17 protein-coding genes and 1 tRNA gene are annotated in these 20501 nt (G+C 62.9%); 6 read left to right on the top strand and 12 right to left on the bottom strand.

What is annotated here, in order from left to right:
* The first annotated feature begins 370 nt into the window (after positions 1–370).
* Positions 371–1324, top strand: a complete 954-nt coding sequence (locus AABE10_RS28980; protein ID WP_342936634.1) for a patatin-like phospholipase family protein — start codon at positions 371–373, stop codon at positions 1322–1324.
* Positions 1325–1480: 156 nt separating this feature from the next.
* On the opposite strand, the gene AABE10_RS28975 is transcribed toward AABE10_RS28980, so the two are convergent.
* The 5 genes from AABE10_RS28975 to AABE10_RS28955 all read right to left on the bottom strand — a co-directional run bounded on the left by AABE10_RS28975 (position 1481) and on the right by AABE10_RS28955 (position 8081).
* Positions 1481–2152 carry a C40 family peptidase gene (locus tag AABE10_RS28975; protein WP_342936633.1) on the bottom strand — a complete coding sequence of 224 codons (672 nt, stop codon included), beginning with the start codon at positions 2150–2152 and terminating at the stop codon, positions 1481–1483.
* A gap of 150 nt (positions 2153–2302) precedes the next feature.
* Positions 2303–3913: a dipeptide ABC transporter ATP-binding protein gene (locus AABE10_RS28970; RefSeq protein ID WP_342936706.1), complete on the bottom strand. Its 1611-nt coding sequence runs from the start codon at positions 3911–3913 to the stop codon at positions 2303–2305.
* Between the two features lie 17 nt (positions 3914–3930).
* Positions 3931–5037 carry an ABC transporter permease gene (locus AABE10_RS28965; RefSeq protein ID WP_342936632.1) on the bottom strand — a complete coding sequence of 369 codons (1107 nt, stop codon included), beginning with the start codon at positions 5035–5037 and terminating at the stop codon, positions 3931–3933.
* A 1-nt stretch (position 5038) separates the two neighbouring features.
* On the bottom strand, positions 5039–6079 hold the full coding sequence (locus AABE10_RS28960; RefSeq protein ID WP_342936631.1) for a microcin C ABC transporter permease YejB: 1041 nt from the start codon (positions 6077–6079) through the stop codon (positions 5039–5041).
* A gap of 79 nt (positions 6080–6158) precedes the next feature.
* Entirely contained in the window at positions 6159–8081 is a 1923-nt protein-coding gene (locus AABE10_RS28955) for an extracellular solute-binding protein (RefSeq protein WP_342936630.1), read from the bottom strand.
* A gap of 109 nt (positions 8082–8190) precedes the next feature.
* Here AABE10_RS28955 and fabI point away from each other — a divergent pair, with 109 nt between their 5' ends.
* Positions 8191–8982, top strand: a complete 792-nt coding sequence (gene fabI / locus AABE10_RS28950; RefSeq protein ID WP_342936629.1) for an enoyl-ACP reductase FabI — start codon at positions 8191–8193, stop codon at positions 8980–8982.
* A gap of 120 nt (positions 8983–9102) precedes the next feature.
* Here fabI and AABE10_RS28945 read toward each other — a convergent pair whose 3' ends face one another.
* The 7 genes from AABE10_RS28945 to cysS form a co-directional block, all read right to left on the bottom strand.
* Entirely contained in the window at positions 9103–9450 is a 348-nt protein-coding gene (locus AABE10_RS28945) for a hypothetical protein (RefSeq protein WP_342936628.1), read from the bottom strand.
* A 479-nt stretch (positions 9451–9929) separates the two neighbouring features.
* Positions 9930–10023: transfer RNA gene (locus AABE10_RS28940), tRNA-Ser, on the bottom strand.
* Between the two features lie 216 nt (positions 10024–10239).
* Positions 10240–11490 carry an aspartate kinase gene (locus tag AABE10_RS28935; protein ID WP_342936627.1) on the bottom strand — a complete coding sequence of 417 codons (1251 nt, stop codon included), beginning with the start codon at positions 11488–11490 and terminating at the stop codon, positions 10240–10242.
* Positions 11491–11971: 481 nt separating this feature from the next.
* Complete coding sequence (gene tilS, locus AABE10_RS28930; RefSeq protein ID WP_342936626.1) at positions 11972–13399, bottom strand: tRNA lysidine(34) synthetase TilS; 1428 nt, start codon at positions 13397–13399, stop codon at positions 11972–11974.
* Between the two features lie 45 nt (positions 13400–13444).
* Positions 13445–14416: an acetyl-CoA carboxylase carboxyltransferase subunit alpha gene (locus AABE10_RS28925; protein ID WP_342936625.1), complete on the bottom strand. Its 972-nt coding sequence runs from the start codon at positions 14414–14416 to the stop codon at positions 13445–13447.
* A 122-nt stretch (positions 14417–14538) separates the two neighbouring features.
* Positions 14539–15621 (bottom strand): DNA-3-methyladenine glycosylase, encoded by a 1083-nt coding sequence (locus AABE10_RS28920; RefSeq protein ID WP_342936624.1) that lies wholly within the window; start codon positions 15619–15621, stop codon positions 14539–14541.
* 47 nt (positions 15622–15668) lie between these two features.
* Positions 15669–17066 carry a cysteine--tRNA ligase gene (cysS, locus tag AABE10_RS28915; RefSeq protein WP_342936623.1) on the bottom strand — a complete coding sequence of 466 codons (1398 nt, stop codon included), beginning with the start codon at positions 17064–17066 and terminating at the stop codon, positions 15669–15671.
* Positions 17067–17340: 274 nt separating this feature from the next.
* On the opposite strand from cysS, the gene AABE10_RS28910 reads away from it, so the two are divergent.
* The 4 genes from AABE10_RS28910 (at position 17341) to AABE10_RS28895 (ending at position 20445) form a co-directional block, all read left to right on the top strand.
* Positions 17341–18144 carry a tetratricopeptide repeat protein gene (locus tag AABE10_RS28910; protein WP_342936622.1) on the top strand — a complete coding sequence of 268 codons (804 nt, stop codon included), beginning with the start codon at positions 17341–17343 and terminating at the stop codon, positions 18142–18144.
* Between the two features lie 75 nt (positions 18145–18219).
* Positions 18220–18801, top strand: coding sequence for a peptidylprolyl isomerase (locus AABE10_RS28905; protein WP_342936621.1), 582 nt, complete (start codon positions 18220–18222; stop codon positions 18799–18801).
* 281 nt (positions 18802–19082) lie between these two features.
* Positions 19083–19577 (top strand): peptidylprolyl isomerase, encoded by a 495-nt coding sequence (locus AABE10_RS28900; RefSeq protein ID WP_012400789.1) that lies wholly within the window; start codon positions 19083–19085, stop codon positions 19575–19577.
* Between the two features lie 67 nt (positions 19578–19644).
* Positions 19645–20445, top strand: coding sequence for a UDP-2,3-diacylglucosamine diphosphatase (locus AABE10_RS28895; RefSeq protein ID WP_342936620.1), 801 nt, complete (start codon positions 19645–19647; stop codon positions 20443–20445).
* Positions 20446–20501 lie beyond the last annotated feature (56 nt).

The raw sequence follows: 20501 nt of genomic DNA, 5'->3' as shown, positions 1-20501 counted from the left end.
ACATCGAAACCGGGCGCGGCAACGAAAACGGTTCGCGCCTGACACGTGCAACAGCACGTCGACATCAACGGCTGGCTCAGTGCGGACGCGATTGAAAAAGAGAGAGCCGAAATTATAACCGCCGACGGCAACTCCACCTGGCCGCGTGCTCGCACAAAAGGTTGGCGCAGAGTACGTGACGCCGCATGGGTAGACGATTCCCTCGACCGGCCTCGACGGATTGTCGCCGCATGATCGCTTTGCATTATGATGTGCGCGCGCCGCTATCCGCATCGACGCAGCGCGCTACGATCGCGATAGGCGATCATCTTTGCAAGACACGCGGCGCGGCGCATTTACATGGACGCCGGCGCCGTCGCTGGAGAACCCGTTGAAACCGTCATCGCCACGTCTGTCCCGCCGCACTTTCTCGATTGCCGCGGCCTCCGCTGTCCTCTCCGCTTGCGCGTCGACGGGCAGCAAGCCCGAAAACGTCACGCCGACGCCGAGCACGGCATCGAACAATCCTCTGCCGCCCGCCATCAAGCCGCAGCGCCCGTTGCGCGTCGGGCTCGCGCTCGGCGGCGGCGCCGCGCGCGGCTTCGCGCATATCGGCGTGATCAAGGCGCTGGAGGCGCGCAATATCAAGATCGATCTGGTCTGCGGGACGAGCGCCGGGTCGGTGGTCGGCGCGCTGTACGCATCGGGCCTGAACGGGTTCGCGCTCAACAAGCTGGCGCTGACGATGGACGAAGCGTCGATCAGCGACTGGGCGATGCCGTTCCGCACGCGCGGCTTTCTCCAAGGCGTCGCGCTGCAGAACTACCTGAACCGCACGCTCGACAACCGTCCCATCGAGAAGATGGCGAAGCCGCTCGGCGTCGTTGCGACAGATCTGAAAACGGGCCAGCCGATTCTTTTTCAGCGAGGCAACACGGGAATCGCGGTGCGCGCGTCGTCGAGCGTTCCGTCAGTGTTCGAGCCGGTGAAGATCGGCGGCCATGAGTACGTCGACGGCGGCCTCGTCAGCCCGGTGCCCGCTTCGTTCGCGCGCAAGATGGGCGCGGACTTCGTGATTGCCGTCGATATCTCCGCACGGCCCGAAACGGCCGTCACGGAAAGTTCGTTCGATATCCTGATGCAGACGTTCACGATCATGGGCCAGACAATCAAGGCCTATGAGCTCGACAAATACGCCGACGTCGTGATTCGTCCGAACCTGAACGCGATGAGCGGCACCGACTTCGGACAGCGGAACGCTGCGATCCTTGCTGGCGAGGAGGCCGCTGCGCGTATCGCGCCGGAGTTGATCAGCAAGCTGGCGGCGGCACGCGCGACCGCCTGATCGAGGCTGAAAAGGCGCCTGCTGCGGGAAGCGGACGCCGGTCAGTGCCCCGCGAAGCTCTAGCAAGTAATCGAAAAGCCAGAAAGTAAAAGGCCCGCTTCTTTCGAAGCGGGCCTTTTGCATAAAACTGGCTGAGGACTGAGACGGACGATCGCCTTAGTTGCCGTTGCCGATCGTCGCGCTGACGCGCTGACGCAGCTCCTGCTGCTGAGGAACCGACGTCTCGATGCGACGCGCGCCCGTGAAGCGCTTTTCCCAGTAACCGCTATCCAGATCGTCGACGCGGATCGTGCTGCCCGTCGACGGCGAATGCACGAACTTGTTGTCCCCGATGTAGATGCCGACGTGCGAGAACGTGCGGCGCATCGTGTTGAAGAAGACGAGATCGCCCGGCTTTAGATCGGCGACGCGCACTTTTTCGCCGACGCGGCTCATCTCTTCGGCGCGGCGCGGCAGCGCCATGCCGAGCGTATCCTGGAACACGTAGCGGACGAAGCCGCTGCAATCGAGGCCCGAATCGGGCGTATCGCCGCCCCAACGGTAGCGCACGCCGATCATGTTCAGCGCGCCGACGACGACGTCGCCCGCCTTGCCGGCAACGCCCGACAGAAACGAACGGGCGCCGCTCTCGGAATTCGAACTGGTGCTTTGCGTGGCTTGTGTGGTGGAGGACACGGAATTCGACGCGGAACTGGTCGAATATGAGGCATTCTGGTTAGAGCTGCTTACTTCATCGGCAAAAGCGCCGGGAGCCGCGGCCATCAGTACGCCAATGAACATCCCGGCGACAACGCGCGTGCATGCCTGGGTTAGGTGTCGGTGCTGCATTGGTCTGGTGGTTGGTATCGGTTGATGCCGGTAGTTTTTGCCCGAAAATCAACAGGCTAGGAAAAAGTTTGGTCGATACTAGCCATTAAGTATTCACATGTCAAAACAAATAGAAAAATACAATGACTCGTCGCACCCAATTGGTGAATGTCAGCTCGTAAACGCCGCTTTCAAGAGCTTTCGCGTGTAAGGATGCGCGGGTTCGGCAAAGATCCGCTCCACGTCGCCCGACTCGACGACCGCCCCGTTTTGCATCACCGCGACCCGATGCGCCATTGCCCCGATGACGGCCAGATCGTGGCTGATGAACACGAAACCCAGGTTGTATTTGCGTTGCAAACCAGCGAGCAGTTTCAACACCTGTTGCTGGATTGAGACGTCGAGCGCGCTGGTGGGCTCGTCGAGAATCAGGATGCGCGGCTCGAGTACGAGCGCGCGCGCAATCGCAATGCGCTGGCGCTGTCCGCCTGAGAATTCATGCGGATAACGGTGCAGCGCCGTGCGGTCGATGCCGACTTCGCGCAGCACGGCAATCACCTTGTCTCGCCGGGCGTCGGCGCCGAGCTGCGGCCGATGCAGCGCAAGCCCTTCGCCGACGATCCGCTCGATCGTCTGCCGCGGCGAAAGCGAACTAAAAGGGTCTTGAAAGACGACCTGCATGTTCGAGCGCAGCGCCGTCCGGTCACGGCCCCGATAGCTGCCGAGCGCCCGCCCCTGAAACTCGATCGCGCCGTGCGCCGTGCGTTGCAGGCCAAGCAGCGCCATCGCGAGTGTAGATTTTCCCGAGCCGGATTCGCCGACAATGCCGAGCGTCTCCCCCTGCCGCACCGACACCGTCGCATCCGCGACAGCACGAAAGCGTCCCGAGCGGAACCAGCCCGCGAAGCCAGGCAGCTTCGTCTTGAAGTCGACGCAGACATCACGCGCATCGAGCAGCACGGGCGAAATCGGCAGCACGGGCACCACCGTGCGTTCCGGTCGGCTTTGCAGCAGGCGTTGCGTGTACGGATGCTGCGGCGACGTGAAGAGCATCTCGACGGGCCCGCTTTCGACGAGCACGCCCTTCTCCATCACCGCGACGCGCTGCGCGAAGTGCCGCACGAGGTTCAGGTCGTGCGTGATCAGCAGCACGGCCATCCCGCGTTTTTCCGCTTCGTCGCGCTGCAGTTCAAGCAGCAGCTCGACGATTTGCGCACGGATCGTCACGTCGAGCGCCGTCGTCGGTTCGTCGGCAAGCAGCAGGCGCGGACGGCACGCGAGCGCCATCGCGATCATCGCGCGCTGCCGCTGCCCTCCTGACAGCTGATGCGGATAACTGTTCACGCGCTTGCCCGGCTCGGCGATGCCCGTGCGTTCGAGCAGCGCGACGGCGCGCTTGCGTGCCTCGCTCGCGGGCACGCCGTCGTGCAGCACGATGGTTTCCGCGATCTGCTCGCCGATCGTGTACAGCGGATTGAGCGCCGTCATCGGCTCCTGGAAGATCATCGCGATATCCGAGCCGCGCAGCCCGCGCATCTCGCGCTCGCTCTTCGCGAGCAGATCCTCTCCACTGAAGCGGATCGTCCCGCTCGTCTGCGCGTCGTTCAGCAGGCGCAGGATCGACAGTGCCGTCACGCTCTTGCCCGAGCCGGATTCGCCGACCAGCGCGACGCGCTCGCCGCGCGCGATCGCGAGCGACACATCGTTCACCGCGACCGTATCGCCGAACGTCACGCGCAAGTGTTCGAGTTCGAGCAGCGGCCCTTCGTTCGTGACCGGCATGGCGCTGACTGATTTGCTCACTGATTGCACCCTGCCTTCATCGCGTCCGAGATGCGCGTGTCGAGCGCGTTGCGCAGCGCGTCGCCCATGAACGTCAGCAGCAGCAGCGTCACGACGAGCACGCCGAACGTCGACACGGAGATCCACCACGCATCGAGATTCGCCTTGCCCTGCGCGAGCAGCTCACCGAGACTCGGCGTCGGCGGCGGCACGCCGAGGCCGAGAAAATCGAGACTCGTCAGCGCGAGAATCGCGCCGCTCATCCTGAACGGCAGGAACGTGATGACGGGCGTCAGGCTGTTCGGCAGCACGTGCCGCCAGATGATCTGCCAGTTCGACAGCCCCATCGCGCGCGCGGCGCGCACGTAGTCCTGTTGCCGGTTGCGCAGGAATTCGGCGCGCACGTAGTCGGACAGCCCGATCCAGCCGAACAGCGACAACAGCACGATCAGCAGGATGAAGCCCGGCTCGAAAATCGACGCGAAGATGATCAGCAGATAGAGCTCCGGCAGCGCGCTCCAGATTTCTATCAGACGCTGCCCGATGATGTCCGTCTTGCCGCCGAAATAGCCCTGCACCGCACCCGCCAGCACGCCGAGCACCGTGCCGATGAACGTCAGCACGAGCGCGAATTCGACCGACACGCGAAAGCCGTACACGAGCCGTGCGAACAGATCGCGGCCGCGGTCGTCGGTGCCGAGCCAGTTGTCGCGGGAAGGCGGCGCCGGATTCGGCACCTTCGAGAAGTAGTTGAGCGTGTCGTAGTAGTACGGGTTCGGCGGATAGATCGCGAAGTTGCCCGGCGTGTCGAAGCGATGCCTGATGTACGGATCGAGATAATCGGCGGGCGTCGGGAAGTCGCCACCGAACGTCGTCTCCGCGTAGTCCTTCGCGAGCGGGAAATAGTAGTGGCCGCCGTAGCGCACGACGAGCGGCTTGTCGTTCGACCAGAGCGGCGCGGCGAGACTCGCCGCGAACGCGATGACGAACACGATCAGGCTCCAGTAGCCGAGGCGCTGCTGCTTGAAGCGCAGCCACACGCGGCGCGCAGGCGTCGGCGATACGAACGCGCGCACCGGCTGCGCGCGCGACGACACTTCGGCATCGGTACGGACGCGGCTCAAATCAGCGCTCCAGTTGTTCGAATTGAATGCGTGGATCGACCCATACGTAGCAGAGGTCGGAGATGAGCTTCGTCGCGAGCCCGATCAGCGTGAAGAGATACAGCGTGCCGAGCACGACGGGATAATCGCGCCGCACCACCGATTCATACGACAGCAGTCCGAGACCGTCGAGCGAGAACAGCGTTTCGATCAGCAGACTGCCCGTGAAAAAAGCGCCGATGAACGCCGCCGGAAAACCGACGATCAGCGGCAACAGCGCGTTGCGAAACACGTGCTTCCACAACACGCGCCGCTCGGTAAGACCTTTCGCGCGCGCCGTCAGCACGTATTGCTTGCGGATCTCGTCGAGGAAGGCGTTTTTCGTGAGCATCGTGACGACGGCAAAACTGCCGACGACCGACGCGACGATCGGCAAGGTGATGTGCCACAGATAGTCGATTATCTTGCCGAAGAAACTCAGCTGGTCCCAGTTGTCGGAGGTCAGATTGCGCAGCGGAAAAAGCTGCAAAAACGTACCGCCGCCGAACAGCACGAGCAGCAGCACGCCGAGCACGAAGCCAGGAATCGCATAGCCGATCAGCACGACGAGACTCGTCGCCATATCGAAGCGCGAGCCGTTGCGCACCGCTTTCGCGATGCCGAGCGGCACGGAAATCAGATATGTGAGGAAGAACGTCCACAGCCCGATGCTGATCGACACGGGCAGCTTCGAGACGATCAGCGACCACACGCTCTGATGGCGGAAATAGCTCTGCCCGAGGTCGAAGTGCGAGAAACGCTTGAGCATCAGCCAGTAGCGCTCGAGCGGCGGCTTGTCGAAACCGTAGAGCGCCTTGAGTTGCGCGACCTGTTGCGCGTCGACGCCGCTATGCGCACGCAGGCCGAACGGCGCGCCGCCTTCGGCCGTATTGCGGCGCAGTTCATGCACCGCCTGTTCGACGGGACCGCCCGGCACGAACTGGATCACTGCGAAGGTCAGCGTCAGCACGCCGATCAACGTCGGGATCATCAGCAGCAGACGTTTGAGGATATAGCTCCACATGGCGGCGGTCCGTTAGGCGTCGATCGGAAGTGAACGGCGCGTTGATCAAGAAGGCGTGATGCGAATGTGCGAGGCGCGATCACTGCGGCTGCGCGAACCACCACATCGAAGTGATCCAGGCGTCCGCCGTATAGTACAGCGGCAAGGTCTTCGGCCACGCGAGCCCGCGCTTGAACGCCACGCGATGCGTCGCGCTGTACCAGTGCGGGACGATGTAGTAGCCGTTGATCAGCACGCGATCGAGCGCATGCACGGCATCGACCAGTTGCTCGCGCGTCTGCGCGGCGACGAGCGCGCGCAGGATCGCATCGACGGCGGGGGACTTCAGCCCGATCAGATTGCCCGAGCCCGGCTCGCCGGCGGCCTTGCTGCCGAAGCGGTCGATCATGTCCGCGCCCGGCACCTGCACATCGGGAAAGCGGATCGTCGTCACGTCGAAGTCGAACGCATCGAGACGCTTCTGATACACCGCGAAGTCCGTCACGCGAAAGCGCGCCTCGATCCCGAGCTTCTGCAGGTTGCGCACATACGGCGCGATCACGGGCTCGAACGCCGCCGACGAACCCGAATCGTCGAGTATCTCGAACACGAACGGCTCGCCCTTCGCGTTGCGCAGCGCGCCGTCGCGATAGGTCCAGCCCGCTTGCGCGAGCAGCGCGCGCGCTTCGAGCAGATTCGCGCGCAGCGAGCCCGGCGGGTCCGTGTCCGGTTGCTTCGGCGGCACGCCGAACACGGACGGATACAACTGCGCTCGCCACGGATCGAGCAGCTTCAGTTCCCCTGGCGACGGCAAGCCCTTCGCCTGCAAATCGGTATTGACGAAGAAACTGTCGATCCGCTTGTACTGGTTGTAGAACAGCTGCCGGTCGAGCCATTGAAAATCCAGCGCGAGATCGAGCGCCTTGCGCACGCGCACGTCGGAGAAAATCGGCCGGCGCTGGTTGAGGATGAAGCCCTGCATCCCCGTGCCGTTGTGATGCGGAAATTCGCGCTTGATCAGCTCGCCGCTGTCGAACTTCTTGCCCACGTCGCGCCGCACCCAGTTGCGCGCAATGTTCTCGACGAGCGCGTCGTACTCGCCCGCCTTGAACGCTTCGAGGCGCGCGGTTGCATCCGAGTACAGCTTGTAGTTGATGCGCTCAAAGTTATACGTGCCGACGCGCACGGGCAGCTTTTCGCCCCAGTAGTTCGGGTCGCGCCTGTACGTGATCGTGCGGCCGTTGTCGTAGCTCTCGATCAGATACGGACCGCTGCCGATCGGCTTTTCGAATGCGAGCTGATCGAATGGCGTGCGGCTGCCGTCCGGCTTCACACCCCACTTGTGCGAGAACACGGGCATGCCGCCCGCGAGCAGCGGCAACTCGCGGTCGCGCTGCTTGAACTCGAAGCGCACCGTCGCCGGATCGACGATCACGACACGCGTGATGTCCACGAAATACGCAGCGAATTGCGGCGCGGCCTGCGGGCTCTTCAACGTATCGAACGAGAACTTCACGTCCTCGGCGATGACGGGATCGCCGTTCGAAAAACGCGCATGCGGGTTGAGGTGGAAAGTCGTCGACAGACCGTCGGGCGCGACGTTGATGTCGTCGGCAAGCAGGCCGTAGGCGGACGCGACTTCGTCGGCGCTGCCCGTCGTCAGGCTTTCGAACAGCAACCCGATGCCGGGCGCCGCATTACCGCGCAACGTGAACGGATTGAACTTGTCGAAGCTCGTCGAGCGGTCGGGATTCGCTAGCACGAGCGTGCCGCCGCGCGGCGCGTCGGGGTTGACGTAATCGAAGTGCTTGAAGTCGGGCGGATACTTCGGGTTGCCGTATTGCGCGATTGCGTACGCGGCCTGCGCATGCGATGTGCCCAAAGGCGACGCGGCAATCAGCGAACCCGCGCATAAGGCAAGCACGGCGCGCGGCGTCGTCCCGCAACGGGCGCGCGACACGAGACGAATCATGGTGCGCCATATCGAGCGCGGCGCTTCAACCCGTCGCGTGCCTGTCGTCATGAGTGCCTTATTGGTCGGTGGGCGGTTGCAATGTGAGAGAATTCTACCCAAAATCCTGCGCGTTCCCGCACGCTGTCATCGCGGCGCGCTGACCTCATTAGGAGAATTCATGGGCTTCCTCGCTGGTAAACGAATCTTGCTGACGGGCCTCCTGTCGAACCGTTCGATTGCATACGGTATCGCGCAGGCCTGCAAGCGCGAAGGCGCTGAACTGGCGTTCACGTATGTCGGCGACCGCTTCAAGGACCGTATCACCGAGTTCGCGAACGAATTCGACAGCAACCTCGTGTTCCCGTGCGACGTCGCCGACGATGCGCAAATCGATGCACTATTCGCGTCGTTGAAAGAGCAGTGGGACAGTCTCGACGGCCTCGTTCATTCGATTGGCTTCGCGCCGCGCGAAGCGATCGCGGGCGACTTCCTCGACGGCATGACGCGCGAAAATTTCCGCGTCGCGCACGATATTTCCGCGTACAGCTTCCCTGCTCTCGCGAAGGCCGCACTGCCGATGCTGTCGAACGACGCGGCACTGCTCACGCTGTCGTACCTCGGCGCGGAAAAGGCGATCCCGAACTACAACACGATGGGTCTCGCGAAGGCGTCGCTCGAAGCGAGCGTGCGCTATCTGGCCGTGTCGCTGGGCGCGAAGGGCATTCGCGTCAACGGCATTTCGGCTGGCCCGATCAAGACGCTCGCGGCAAGCGGCATCAAGGGCTTCGGCAAGATTCTCGATTTCGTCGAAGGCAACGCGCCGCTCAAGCGCAACGTCACGATCGAACAGGTCGGCAATGCGGCGGCGTTCCTGATGTCCGATCTCGCCGCCGGCGTGACGGCTGAAATTATGCACGTCGACAGCGGCTTCAGCGCCGTGGTCGGCGGAATGGCTGCTGTCGGCGAGTGATGATGGTCTGAGGCGTGCGCTTGCGGCACGCGTCGATGTCTCCTCGTTGCTCGCGCAACAGAATAAAAAACCGCCCCATTGGGGCGGTTTTTTGTTGGCGCGGACAGTTCAGCGCCGGGATCAATGCCAGCCGTTGTGACGGCCGTTGTCCCAGTGGCCATGATCATGGCCATAGCCACCGCCGTGATGGCGATACCATTCGTCACGACCCCAGTAACGGCGGCCATCCCAGTAGTGGTCGCCGTGCCAGCCGATCACGACGGCAGGCGCAGCGACGACGGGCGCCGGCTGATAGATGACAGGCGGCGGCGGGGGCGGCGGCGGCGCATAAACGGGCGCCGGCGCGACGTAAACGGGAGCGGGAATACCGATGTTCACACCGACGTTCAGTCCCCCAGCCATCGCCGCACTCGACGCGCCAATCGCCAGCACGCCAGCGATCAACGGGATAACACGCATGGACTTCATGGTTTCACCTTTTTTGCGGAGTTGTTTGTGTTTATCGACTGCTTGATTCGAATATAACAAAGCAACGCTGAATGCGTATTTCAACTTTGTAATAACTGATGCATAACATCGCATTGCAAAGCGCGTCGTAATCTGCAGTTACACGCGACAGGTTTTGGTCACATGCACGCCCGTTTTTCATTGTCGCGTGCGCGCAAATTTCGCCGTCTCGGCATTCGATTTGCAAACCGCATAGGACGTTCGTTTGGTTATCCCAGGTAAAGAGCGGTTCGCCAGAAAAGACACTGCACCCGCACCGATGTTTACGGACGTATCGATGCAAAGTTGAGCCGCGTTGATGCGCAGCCGCTTGAATAGTTGCGACGCGCGACGGCGTCAGCGCCACACGCAAACCGCAGCACCGAATATCCACGGAAAAACGCGCGCAAAAAACAAAAACCCCGCAGAGCCGCGGCTCTACGGGGTTCCACCGCCATTTCTGGCGGAGACGGAGGGATTCGAACCCTCGATCCAGGTTTTGGCCCAGATGCTCCCTTAGCAGGGGAGTGCCTTCGACCTCTCGGCCACGTCTCCCAAATCTTCGCTCGCGCCAGGGAGGCAGCGCGACGAAGCCAAGATAATAGCGGGTTCGCGGGCCGGGGTCAATTTCTACTTCACACTTTTTGTGCCAGAAGCGTCAATTCGACGACCCTTCTCCGATCCTCGCACACTGCGCCGCGTTATTTCCAATAACCTTTACGCCAATGCCGTTGCCGATGTACGCCGACCACACGGACATCGGCCAGCGCATCACGCCTGATCGAGTTCGAACGCCTTATGCAGCGCGCGCACGGCGAGCTCCATGTACTTCTCGTCGATCAGCACCGAGATCTTGATCTCCGACGTGGAGATCATCTGGATGTTGATGCCCTCTTCCGACAGCGTGCGGAACATCTTGCTTGCGATGCCCACGTGCGAGCGCATGCCGACGCCGACCACCGATACCTTCGACACCTTCGGATCGCCGAGTACCTGTTCCGCGCTCACGTGGCCCTTCACCTGGTTCGTGAGGATGTCCATTGCGCGCTGATAGTCGCCGCGACCGACCGTGAACGTGAACGCCGTCTTGCCCTCGACGCTCTGGTTCTGAATGATCATGTCGACATCGATATTCGCGTCGGCGACGGGGCCGAGGATCTGGTATGCGATGCCCGGCTTGTCGGGCACACCCATCACGGCGATACGGGCTTCGTCACGCTGAAACGCGATTCCCGAGATGACTGCTTTTTCCATGGTTTCGTCTTCTTCAAAAGTAATCAGAGTGCCCGACTTCATTTCGTCGTCGAGCGACATCAGCGGATCGGTCAGGCTGGACAGCACACGCGTCTTGACCTGATATTTGCCGGCGAATTCGACCGAGCGGATCTGCAGCACCTTCGAACCGAGGCTGGCCATTTCCAGCATCTCTTCGAACGTCACGCGGTCGAGACGCCGCGCTTCTTCGACCACGCGCGGGTCCGTCGTGTAGACGCCGTCGACGTCCGTGTAGATCAGGCATTCATCCGCTTTCAGCGCCGCGGCCACCGCGACCGCCGACGTGTCCGAGCCGCCGCGGCCGAGCGTCGTGATGTGGCCTTCCGGGTCGATGCCCTGGAAACCGGTGATGACGACGACCTTGCCTTCGTTGAGATCGCGCAACACACGCTCGCCGTCGATGTCGTTGATGCGCGCTTTCGTGAACGCGCTATCCGTTTTGACGGGCACTTGCCAGCCGGTGTAGCTGACGGCGTCGACGCCTGCGTCATGCAGCGCGATGGACAGCAGGCCGACGCTGACCTGTTCGCCCGTCGACGCGATCATGTCGAGTTCGCGCGGGCTCGGCTGCGGCGAAATCTCTTTCGCGAGGCCCAGCAGGCGGTTCGTTTCGCCGGACATCGCCGAGGGCACGACGACCATCTTGTGGCCTGCCTTGTGCCATTTCGCGACGCGCTTCGCGACGTTCTTGATGCGCTCGACCGAGCCCATCGATGTGCCGCCGTATTTGTGTACGATGAGTGCCATTGTCGTTCTGAACTGAAGGAGAAACTGGAGCTACGCGAACCGGCGCGCCCCGCGCGCTGGAGACGGCCGCACAATAAGCACAGGGCACAACGTTCGGGAACGACGGCGGAGTGTGGCGGCACAGATGCAGCGCGCGTACGGTACACGCGGGATTTGCCCTGAAACCCTGTCGATCGACAGGACTGACGGACGCTAACGGGGTGGCTAACGGCTTGGAGCGCGCCCGGGCATTCGCATAAGAACAGCCGGGAAACGCGACAAAAAGCGAGTCGGGCAAACAAGTTACACTACCCGATCAGGGCTAAAAAGACAAGCCAAAATCCCGGCAAAAGCCTTTGCAAATGCTTGTCGGACAAGGATTTGCGGTCAATCTTGCATGCGCGTGGCCACGTCGATGACCATGACCGTCCTGTCGTTGGTCGCGTGAGCGCGCCACGCACACCATATGCGCAACCTGGAACCGCCGCGTTGGGCTCGCGCACTAGGCGAGCGTCAGATCCTCGCGCCATTCGATCCGGACGAAGCGCGCGCCCGGCACGTTCGCCTGCTGCCCGGCTTCGTCGAACGCCGCGCGGTTCACGCCGATCAGCGGCACGAACAGCAGCACATCGCCGACGAAAACCAGCGGCACGTCACGCTTCCATGACGGCACGCCGCGCTCCTGGAAGAGATTCTTCAGCGTGCGGCTCGGGCCGTTCGCCGCGCAGCGCATCCGTTCGCCGCCCTTGCGCGAGCGCGCGACGAGCGGCGCGCGCATGAGTGCAGCGACGGGAATCGCATCGGCATCGTCGGCGGCGACGTCGCCGAAAACGAACGTACCGCGCCATTGCGGCAGGCGCCACACGCTTTCGCCTTGCCAGCTCAGCACGCTCTCGGCGCGCTCGACGAGCGCGGTTTCGTCGGCGGGATCGGCGCTGTCACCCGCTTCCCAGTAAATTCGCCCGCGATAGCTGCGCAACGCGTGGCCCGCGTGATCGACGCGCAGGCTGTGCGCATCGCCGATCTCGCGCAACTGGCGCAGCGCATCCGTCAGACGCGCCGTCGATGCAGCCGGAAAACCGAGCGTGCGCATCCAGTAACGCAGCACGTTCGCGGCACGTTCGTCGTCGAGCGCGAGAAGCGCATCGCGCGAAAGCGTCCCTTCTTCGTCGCTGCGCACCGCTTGCAAATCGATGCGCGCGAGCTCGTCGAGCAGACGCTGCGCCGACGCCGCGTGCGCAGCCGTGCGCGCGAGCGCATCGCGAAAGCCCGGGAAGTGCACGGCAAGCGCGGGCAGCACATTGTGACGCAACGCGTTGCGCGCATAGCGCGTGTCGGCGTTCGACTCGTCGTCAATCCAGCGCAAATTGCGCGCGCGCGCGTAACGCTCGAGCTGCGCGCGCAGCAGATGCAGCAGAGGACGCGCGCGCGTCACCGACGCACCCGAAGGCAAACGCTCCGGCGCCATCGCCGCGAGCCCCGCAAGCCCTGCTCCGCGCAACAGCTGGAGCAGCACGGTCTCCGCCTGATCGTCCGCGTGCTGCGCAAGCCACAGCACATCCACGCGATGCTGCGCGCACAACGCATCGAGCGCGCGATAACGCGCATCGCGCGCCACCGCTTCGATGCTCATGCCCGCCGCGCGCTGCACGTCGACACGCAGCGACGCAAACTCGACACCCCGCTCGCGCGCAAACGCCTCGCAATGCGCGAGCCAATCGTCGGCGTTCGGACTCAGACCGTGATGGACATGAAAAGCGATGCAGCGCGCCGCGCCGCCGACCCGCACGGCCGCATCGAGCAGCACCGTCGAATCGACGCCGCCGCTGTAGGCGATCGCGACGCGCGCGTTATCGGGCAAGGCCGCAAACGACACGCCGACCGCGTCGATAACGAGGCGGTCGGCGGATGTGTCAGCTGAGGGAATCACGGTGTGACGGCGCGCGCGGCGCCTTCGGATGGGACGCAAGCGCGCTTAGGCGCCCGGCGTCGTTTCCTTGAACTTGCCGTAGGCCATCAGGCGCTCGAAACGGCGTTGACGCAGATCGCTCGTGCTCATGCCCTGGAACTGGCGCAGCGAGTCGGCGAGCGCGCGGCGCAGCAGCGCGGCCATGCCCTTCGGATCGCGATGCGCGCCGCCGAGCGGCTCGTTGACGATCTTGTCGATCAGGCCCAGCGCTTTCAGACGATGCGCCGTCAGGCCCAGCGCTTCAGCCGCTTCAGGCGCCTTCGCCGCGCTCTTCCACAGAATCGACGCGCAGCCTTCCGGCGAAATCACCGAGTAAGTGGAGAACTGCAGCATCAGCACGCTGTCGGCGACGGCGACAGCCAGCGCGCCGCCCGACCCGCCTTCGCCGATGATCGTCGAGATGATCGGCGTCTTCAGTTCGGCCATCACGTACAGGTTGCGGCCGATCGCTTCCGACTGGCCGCGCTCTTCCGCGCCGATGCCCGGGTACGCGCCCGGCGTGTCGATGAACGTGAACAGCGGCAGGCCGAACTTCTCGGCGAGACGCATCAGGCGCTCGGCCTTCCGATAGCCTTCGGGACGCGGCATGCCGAAGTTGCGCAGCGCGCGTTCCTTCGTGTCGCGGCCTTTCTGATGGCCGATCACCATGCACGGCTGGCCGTTGAAACGCGCGAGACCTCCGACGATCGACAGGTCGTCCGCATACGACCGGTCGCCATGCAGTTCGTGGAAATCGGTGAACAGCTCGTTGACGTAATCCAGCGTGTACGGACGCTGCGGATGACGTGCGATTTGCGAAACCTGCCACGGCGTCAGGTTCGTATACAGATCCTTCGTGAGTTGCTGGCTCTTCTTCGACAGCCGCTCGATCTCTTCCGAAATATCGACGGCCGAATCGTCCTGCACGAAGCGCAATTCTTCGATTTTCGCTTCGAGCTCGGCGATCGGCTGCTCGAAATCCAGAAAGGTGGTCTTCATTGGTTTTTAATCCTTGGACTTACCGGCAGCGCGTATTCTAACCGCGCGCGGCCACGTCAAAACCGTCTCAAAACTATTGATTTTATCAAATCAATAGCTCGAATCGGAAATCACTTATTCCGTCAACTGCCGGCGGGCGCCGGATCGAGACTGCGCCACATGTACCACGTCGCGACGGTACGCCACGGCTCCCAGTTCGCGGCGACTTCGCGCGCTTCGCTGCGCGTCACCGGCTCCCCGCTGAAATAGTTGTGACTGATCGCGTGAATGAGATTCGGATCGTCGAGCGGCAGCACGTCCGGACGCGACAAGTCGAAAATCAGGAACATCTCGGCCGTCCAGCGACTGATGCCGCGGATTTGCGTGAGCTCGGCGATCACGTCCTCGTCTTCCATCGACGTCCACTTGCCGACATGCAGCGCGCCCGATACGAAGTGATGCGCGAGATCGAGGATGTATTCGGCCTTGCGCTTGGACACGCCACAACCCGTCAGATTCTCCTGGCCAAGCTTGATGATCTGCTGCGGCACGAGCTTCGGACATGCCGCGACGATGCGCTGCCACATCGCCTGCGCCGAGGCGACGGAAATCTGCTGGCCAACCACCGAGCGCGCGAGCGTGACGAACGGATCGGCGCGGCTCGACAGATGAACGGGGCCGAACTTCGGAATCAGCTTCTTGAGAATACGGTCGCGCTTCACGAGGTCGGCGCACGCCTTGTCCCAGTACGCGGGACGCGTGATCGCCGAGGCCGTTGCATCGCTTTGCGCCGCAGCAGCCTCGCCATCCGCCGACGACGCAGCGCGCGACTTTCGCGACGTTTCGCCATCGTGGCTTTCGTGCGCGAGTTCCTGCAGATCGCCCGCGAGCTCGGGCGGCAACGAGCCGTTGCCCTTGACCTGCGCGGCGCGCGCGCGCGGCGGCCTGGCGGCGTTTGACTCGGGGAGGTCCGCTCCGTTGGGCAGCCGCCTGGCAGATGGCTGCTTCGCAAGCGCGCCCTGCGAATTCGCCGTGCCCGTCGCCGTGCTCTTTTTACGCGCGGCATGTTGACCAGCCTTCAGGCCTTTCGCCGATGCCGATTTCGTTGCCACCTTCGCTGCGCCCTTCGCGGCGACGCCGCTTCGCGCACGCACTGCCTTTACCTTTGCTGACGCGTTTGATTGAGACGTGGCCCGTTTAGCCGCCGTCTTCGTGGCCGTTGACATCCTGCCTCCTGCCTGGCGAGTCGATCAGTGGGAAGTACGAGGTGCGCTCAAACGCGCCGCCACTCGGTCAACCCGCCCGGTTTGTCTTCGAGCGCAATACCGGCGTCCAGCAATTCCTTGCGGATCCGGTCTGCCTCGGCATAGTCCTTTGCCTGCTTCGCGGCGACGCGCGCGGCGATCTTCGCTTCGATCGCAGCCACATCCGGCGCGCCCTCGCCTTCACTCCCCGCCGCTTGCTGCAGATACGCGCGCGGCTCGCGATCGAGCAACCCGAGCACGCGCGCAAGACCCCGCAATTGCCGTGCAAGCGCCGCATCGCGCGTGCGGTTCACTTCGCTTGCCAGTTCGAACAGCACGGAAACGGCGACAGGCGTATTGAAGTCGTCGTTCATCGCCGCGCGAAAACGCTGAGCGTACGCTTCGTTCCAGTCGACATCGCCCGCTTCCGGCGCCGTGTCCTTCAACGCTGTGTAAAGACGCGTGAGTGCGCTGCGCGCATCGTCGAGATGCGTGTCGCTGTAGTTCAGCGGCGAGCGGTAATGCGCACGCACAATGAAGAAGCGCACGACTTCGGCATCGTATTTCGCGAGCACTTCGCGGATCGTGAAGAAGTTGCCGAGCGACTTCGACATCTTCTCATTGTCGATCTGCACGTAACCGTTGTGCATCCAGTAATTGACGAAGGTTTGCCCCGTGGCGCCTTCGCTTTGTGCGATCTCGTTCTCGTGGTGCGGAAACTGCAGGTCCTGTCCGCCGCCATGAATGTCGAAACGATCGCCGAGCAGCGTGCAGCCCATCGCCGAGCACTCGATGTGCCAGCCGGGACGTCCGCGCCCGTACTTCGAATCCCAGCCGGTGTCGGCGGGCTCGTCGGGCTTCGACTGCTTCCACAGCACGAAGTCGAGCGGATCCTGCTTTGCGTCGTTGGCGGCCACGCGCTCGCCCGCGCGCAGGTCTTCGAGCGACTTGCCCGACAGCGCGCCATACTGCGCGAACTTGCGCACCGCGTAGTTCACGTCGCCGTCGGTGGCCTGGTACGCGTAGCCGTTCGCTTCCAGCTTCTCGATCATGCCGAGCATCTGCGGAATGAAATCCGTCGCGCGCGGCTCGAGATCGGGACGCTGGATGCCGAGCGCGTCCGCGTCTTCGTGCAGCGCCGCGATGAAACGATTGGTCAGCGACTTGATGGTCTCGCCGTTTTCGACGGCGCGGCGAATGATCTTGTCGTCGATGTCGGTGATGTTCTGCACATAGGTGACCTTGTAGCCGAGCGTGCGCAGCCAGCGCTGCACGACGTCGAAGACCACCATGACCCGCGCATGGCCCACGTGACAGTAGTCGTACACCGTCATCCCGCAGACATACATACGCACTTCGCCTTCATGAAGCGGCACGAAATTTTGCTTGTCACGCGCGAGCGTGTTGTAGATGCGCAGAGATTCCATAGAGACGATGCGTGGGCCGAAAGAAATCCGCTTGGTGTTCGTTCATACCGCGCCCGATACAAGCAGGCAACCCATTCGTGCAATTCAGGCATGCAACCACATGCACGAACACAGGCGGCGCGGCATGACTGACAGCATGTCGCGCACCGCGTGCGGAATCAGGCTGACGTCAAGGCGGGGACGACCACGAGTGGCGAAAGACAGTCTGAGGCTCGACGGAACGCGCAGACCTTTTGTTAGAATGGGTCGGAGTATAACATCCTGACCTGAGCCTATGAAACACTCAAGCGGCCGCGCGCGAGGCGCCAAGCCCCTCTTCGCGACGGCGCTCCGTTCAGCGTTTCGCGCCACGTTCCGCCCGACTTTTGCGACGGCTTTGAGCGCGGCGGCGGGCACCGTCTGCTGCGGCCTCGCCTTCACGGTCCTGCCCGTTTCATCGGCTCTGGCCCAAAAGGCTTCGACCATTCCACACGGTGCGGCCGTGCGCGACGTGACGCCGGACGCCGATGCGTCCATCGAGCAGAAGAGCTGGACGGCCGCCCTTGCGCAACTCGACGCGCGCATCGCCGCGAATCCGCGCGATGCCCAGGCGAAGTTCAAGCGCGCCACCGTGCTTGCGCGCCTGAACCGCGACGACGAAGCGATCGCCGCCTTCACCGAACTCACGCAGACCTATCCCGAACTGCCCGAACCGTACAACAATCTCGCTGCGCTCTACGCGAAGCAGGGCCGCTATACGGAAGCGCGCGCCGCGCTCGAAACAGCCGTCAAGGCGAGCCCCGGCTACGGCCTCGCGTATGAAAATCTCGGCGATCTGTATCTGCGCATGGCCGATCAGGCCTATCGACGCGCACAGAGTCTGGGCAGCGGGAACGGCACGACGAACCAGCGTATCGCCGATATCGAGAAGATCGTGACGCCGCGCAAGGCGGCTGCAAAAAAGACCGTGCCGCCCTCTACCGAAACCATCGACTACACGAATCGGGCCACGTCGAACATCACCAACACGCCGGGCTTCCAGTTCGGCGGCCCGAACGGTTCGCTTGCGACTCCGCCGTACATCGCACCATCGCAGTGAGCGCGCTTTCGCGCATGCCTTCGGGCTGCGCGTCAGCCGCCGTTTTTCTCACTTGAGTTCACCCCGAGGATTTACATGAAATGGTTGATGTTGGCGCTTGGCAGCGCCGCCCTGATCGCAAACGCACCGGCTTTTGCGCAGAACGGCGCACAGGCTGCGCATCCGTCCGTTCTCTTGAAGACGTCGGAAGGCGATATCCGCGTGGAGTTGTATCCTGAGAAAGCGCCGAAGACGGTCGCCAATTTCCTCGACTACGTGAAATCCGGTCAATATAACGGGACGATCTTTCATCGCGTGATTCCCGGCTTCATGATCCAGGGCGGCGGCTATACGACGAGCTTCGCGGAAAAGCCGACGCGCGCGCCGATCCCGCTCGAAAGCCGCAATGGGCTGAAGAACATGACGGGTGCGATCGCGATGGCGCGCACGAGCGACCCGAATTCGGCGACGGCGCAGTTCTTCATCAACACGGTCGACAACGCGGGCCTCGACTATCCGAATCCGGACGGCAACGGCTATGCGGTGTTCGGCAAGGTGACATCGGGGATGGATGTCGTGAAGAAGATCGAAGCGACGCCCACGACTTCGCGCGGCCCGATGGGCGATGTGCCGCAAAAGCAGATCGTGATCCAGTCGGCGACAATTGTCGGTAAATGACGGTTGGCACGTGACTGCCGGCGGGTCGCTGCCGGCAGTCACGTTGACAGGCAGTATGACGTCCGGGCGGAAACGGGAGCCGCCCGGACGTCACGAAAAGGCGCCCGATAGCGGACGACGCATTTGCAAACAGGGTGATGCGCAAGCCACATGCATGGGTCGAACCACGCACCGCATGCGCGCGCAACACCGGAACTAACCATGCCACGGGCGCGGGCTGCTGGCCGCTCAACTGGCCATGCACCGCGCTCCCCACTCACTTAGACCTAAAGGAAAACATCATGGTTGAACTGCACACGAACCACGGCGTCATCAAGCTGGAACTGGACGCCGAGAAGGCGCCGAAGTCGGTCGAGAACTTCCTCGCCTACGTGAAGGCCGGTCACTACGACAACACGGTTTTTCACCGCGTGATCGACGGCTTCATGATCCAGGGCGGCGGCTTCGAGCCCGGCATGCAGCAAAAGCCGACCAACGCGCCGATCGCGAATGAAGCGAACAACGGCCTGAAGAACGTGAAGGGTTCGATCGCGATGGCTCGCACGAACGACCCGCACTCAGCAACGGCCCAGTTCTTCATCAACGTCAACGACAACGATTTCCTGAACCACTCGTCGCCGACGCCGCAAGGCTGGGGCTATGCGGTGTTCGGCAAGGTCGTCGAAGGTCTCGACGTCGTGGATGCTATCCGCAAGGTGAAAACGGGTTCGAAGGGCTTTCACCAGGACGTTCCCGTCGACGACGTGATCATCGAAAAGGCCGTCGTGGTCGAGTAAGACGATTACTCAAACGGTCAGCAACTTCTCATTGAAGAGCTGAGCAACTGAGAGAAGCACACTTCACATGCTGCAAGAAACGCCGCTGCGGAGTGTCGCTGCGGGCGTGCCTGGCGAGGGCAAACGCCCGCACGCGGCGCGCCCGTTTTTTTTCATCTCGGACTTGCACCTGAGCGAGGCGATCCCGCACACGGTTGCCGCGTTCGAGCACTTCATCAACGTGACGGCCGAGCACGCAGATTCCGTTTTCATCCTCGGCGATCTGTTCGAATACTGGATCGGCGACGACATGCTCGCCGAGCCCTTCCCCGCCCGCATGGCGAAGCTGATGCATACGCTGTCGGAGCGCGGCATCGCGCTCTACATCATGCACGGCAACCGCGACTTCCTGCTGGGCAAGCGCTTCATGAAAGCGGCGGGCGCGATCTGGCTGCCCGATCCGTTCGTCATCACTGCATTCGGCACGAAGATCGCGCTCACGCACGGCGACGCGCAATGCACTGCGGACCGCCGCTATCAGCACTTTCGCGGCTTCGCGCGCAATCATTTTGCGCAGTGGTTGTTTCTGGTGTGGCCATACCGCTGGCGCAAGGCGTTGGCCGAAAAGATGCGCCGCACGGGCGAATCGGGACGCATGCGTCCGGTGTCACCGCGTTACGACGTGACGTCGGAGGGCATCGCCGCGCTCTTCAAGAAGACGAAGACGGCAACGATCATTCATGGCCACACGCATCGGCCCGCGCTGCATCATGAAAAAGGCGGCATGCGCTGGGTGCTGCCCGATTGGGACCTCGATCACGGCGAGCGCCGTGGAGGTTACGTGCGTATCGATTCGGAAGGGATCAAGGCGCTGCGGCTGGACAAGTAGCGGCCTCTCATGCTGTTCGACGCGAAATGCGCCGAGCAGCGCGCGGCCGGCCGATC

Source organism: Paraburkholderia diazotrophica, from assembly GCF_038900755.1.
GTDB lineage: Bacteria > Pseudomonadota > Gammaproteobacteria > Burkholderiales > Burkholderiaceae > Paraburkholderia > Paraburkholderia diazotrophica_A.
The sequence above is the reverse complement of the archived record's forward strand: the minus strand, read 5'-3'. Positions and strand labels throughout refer to the sequence as shown.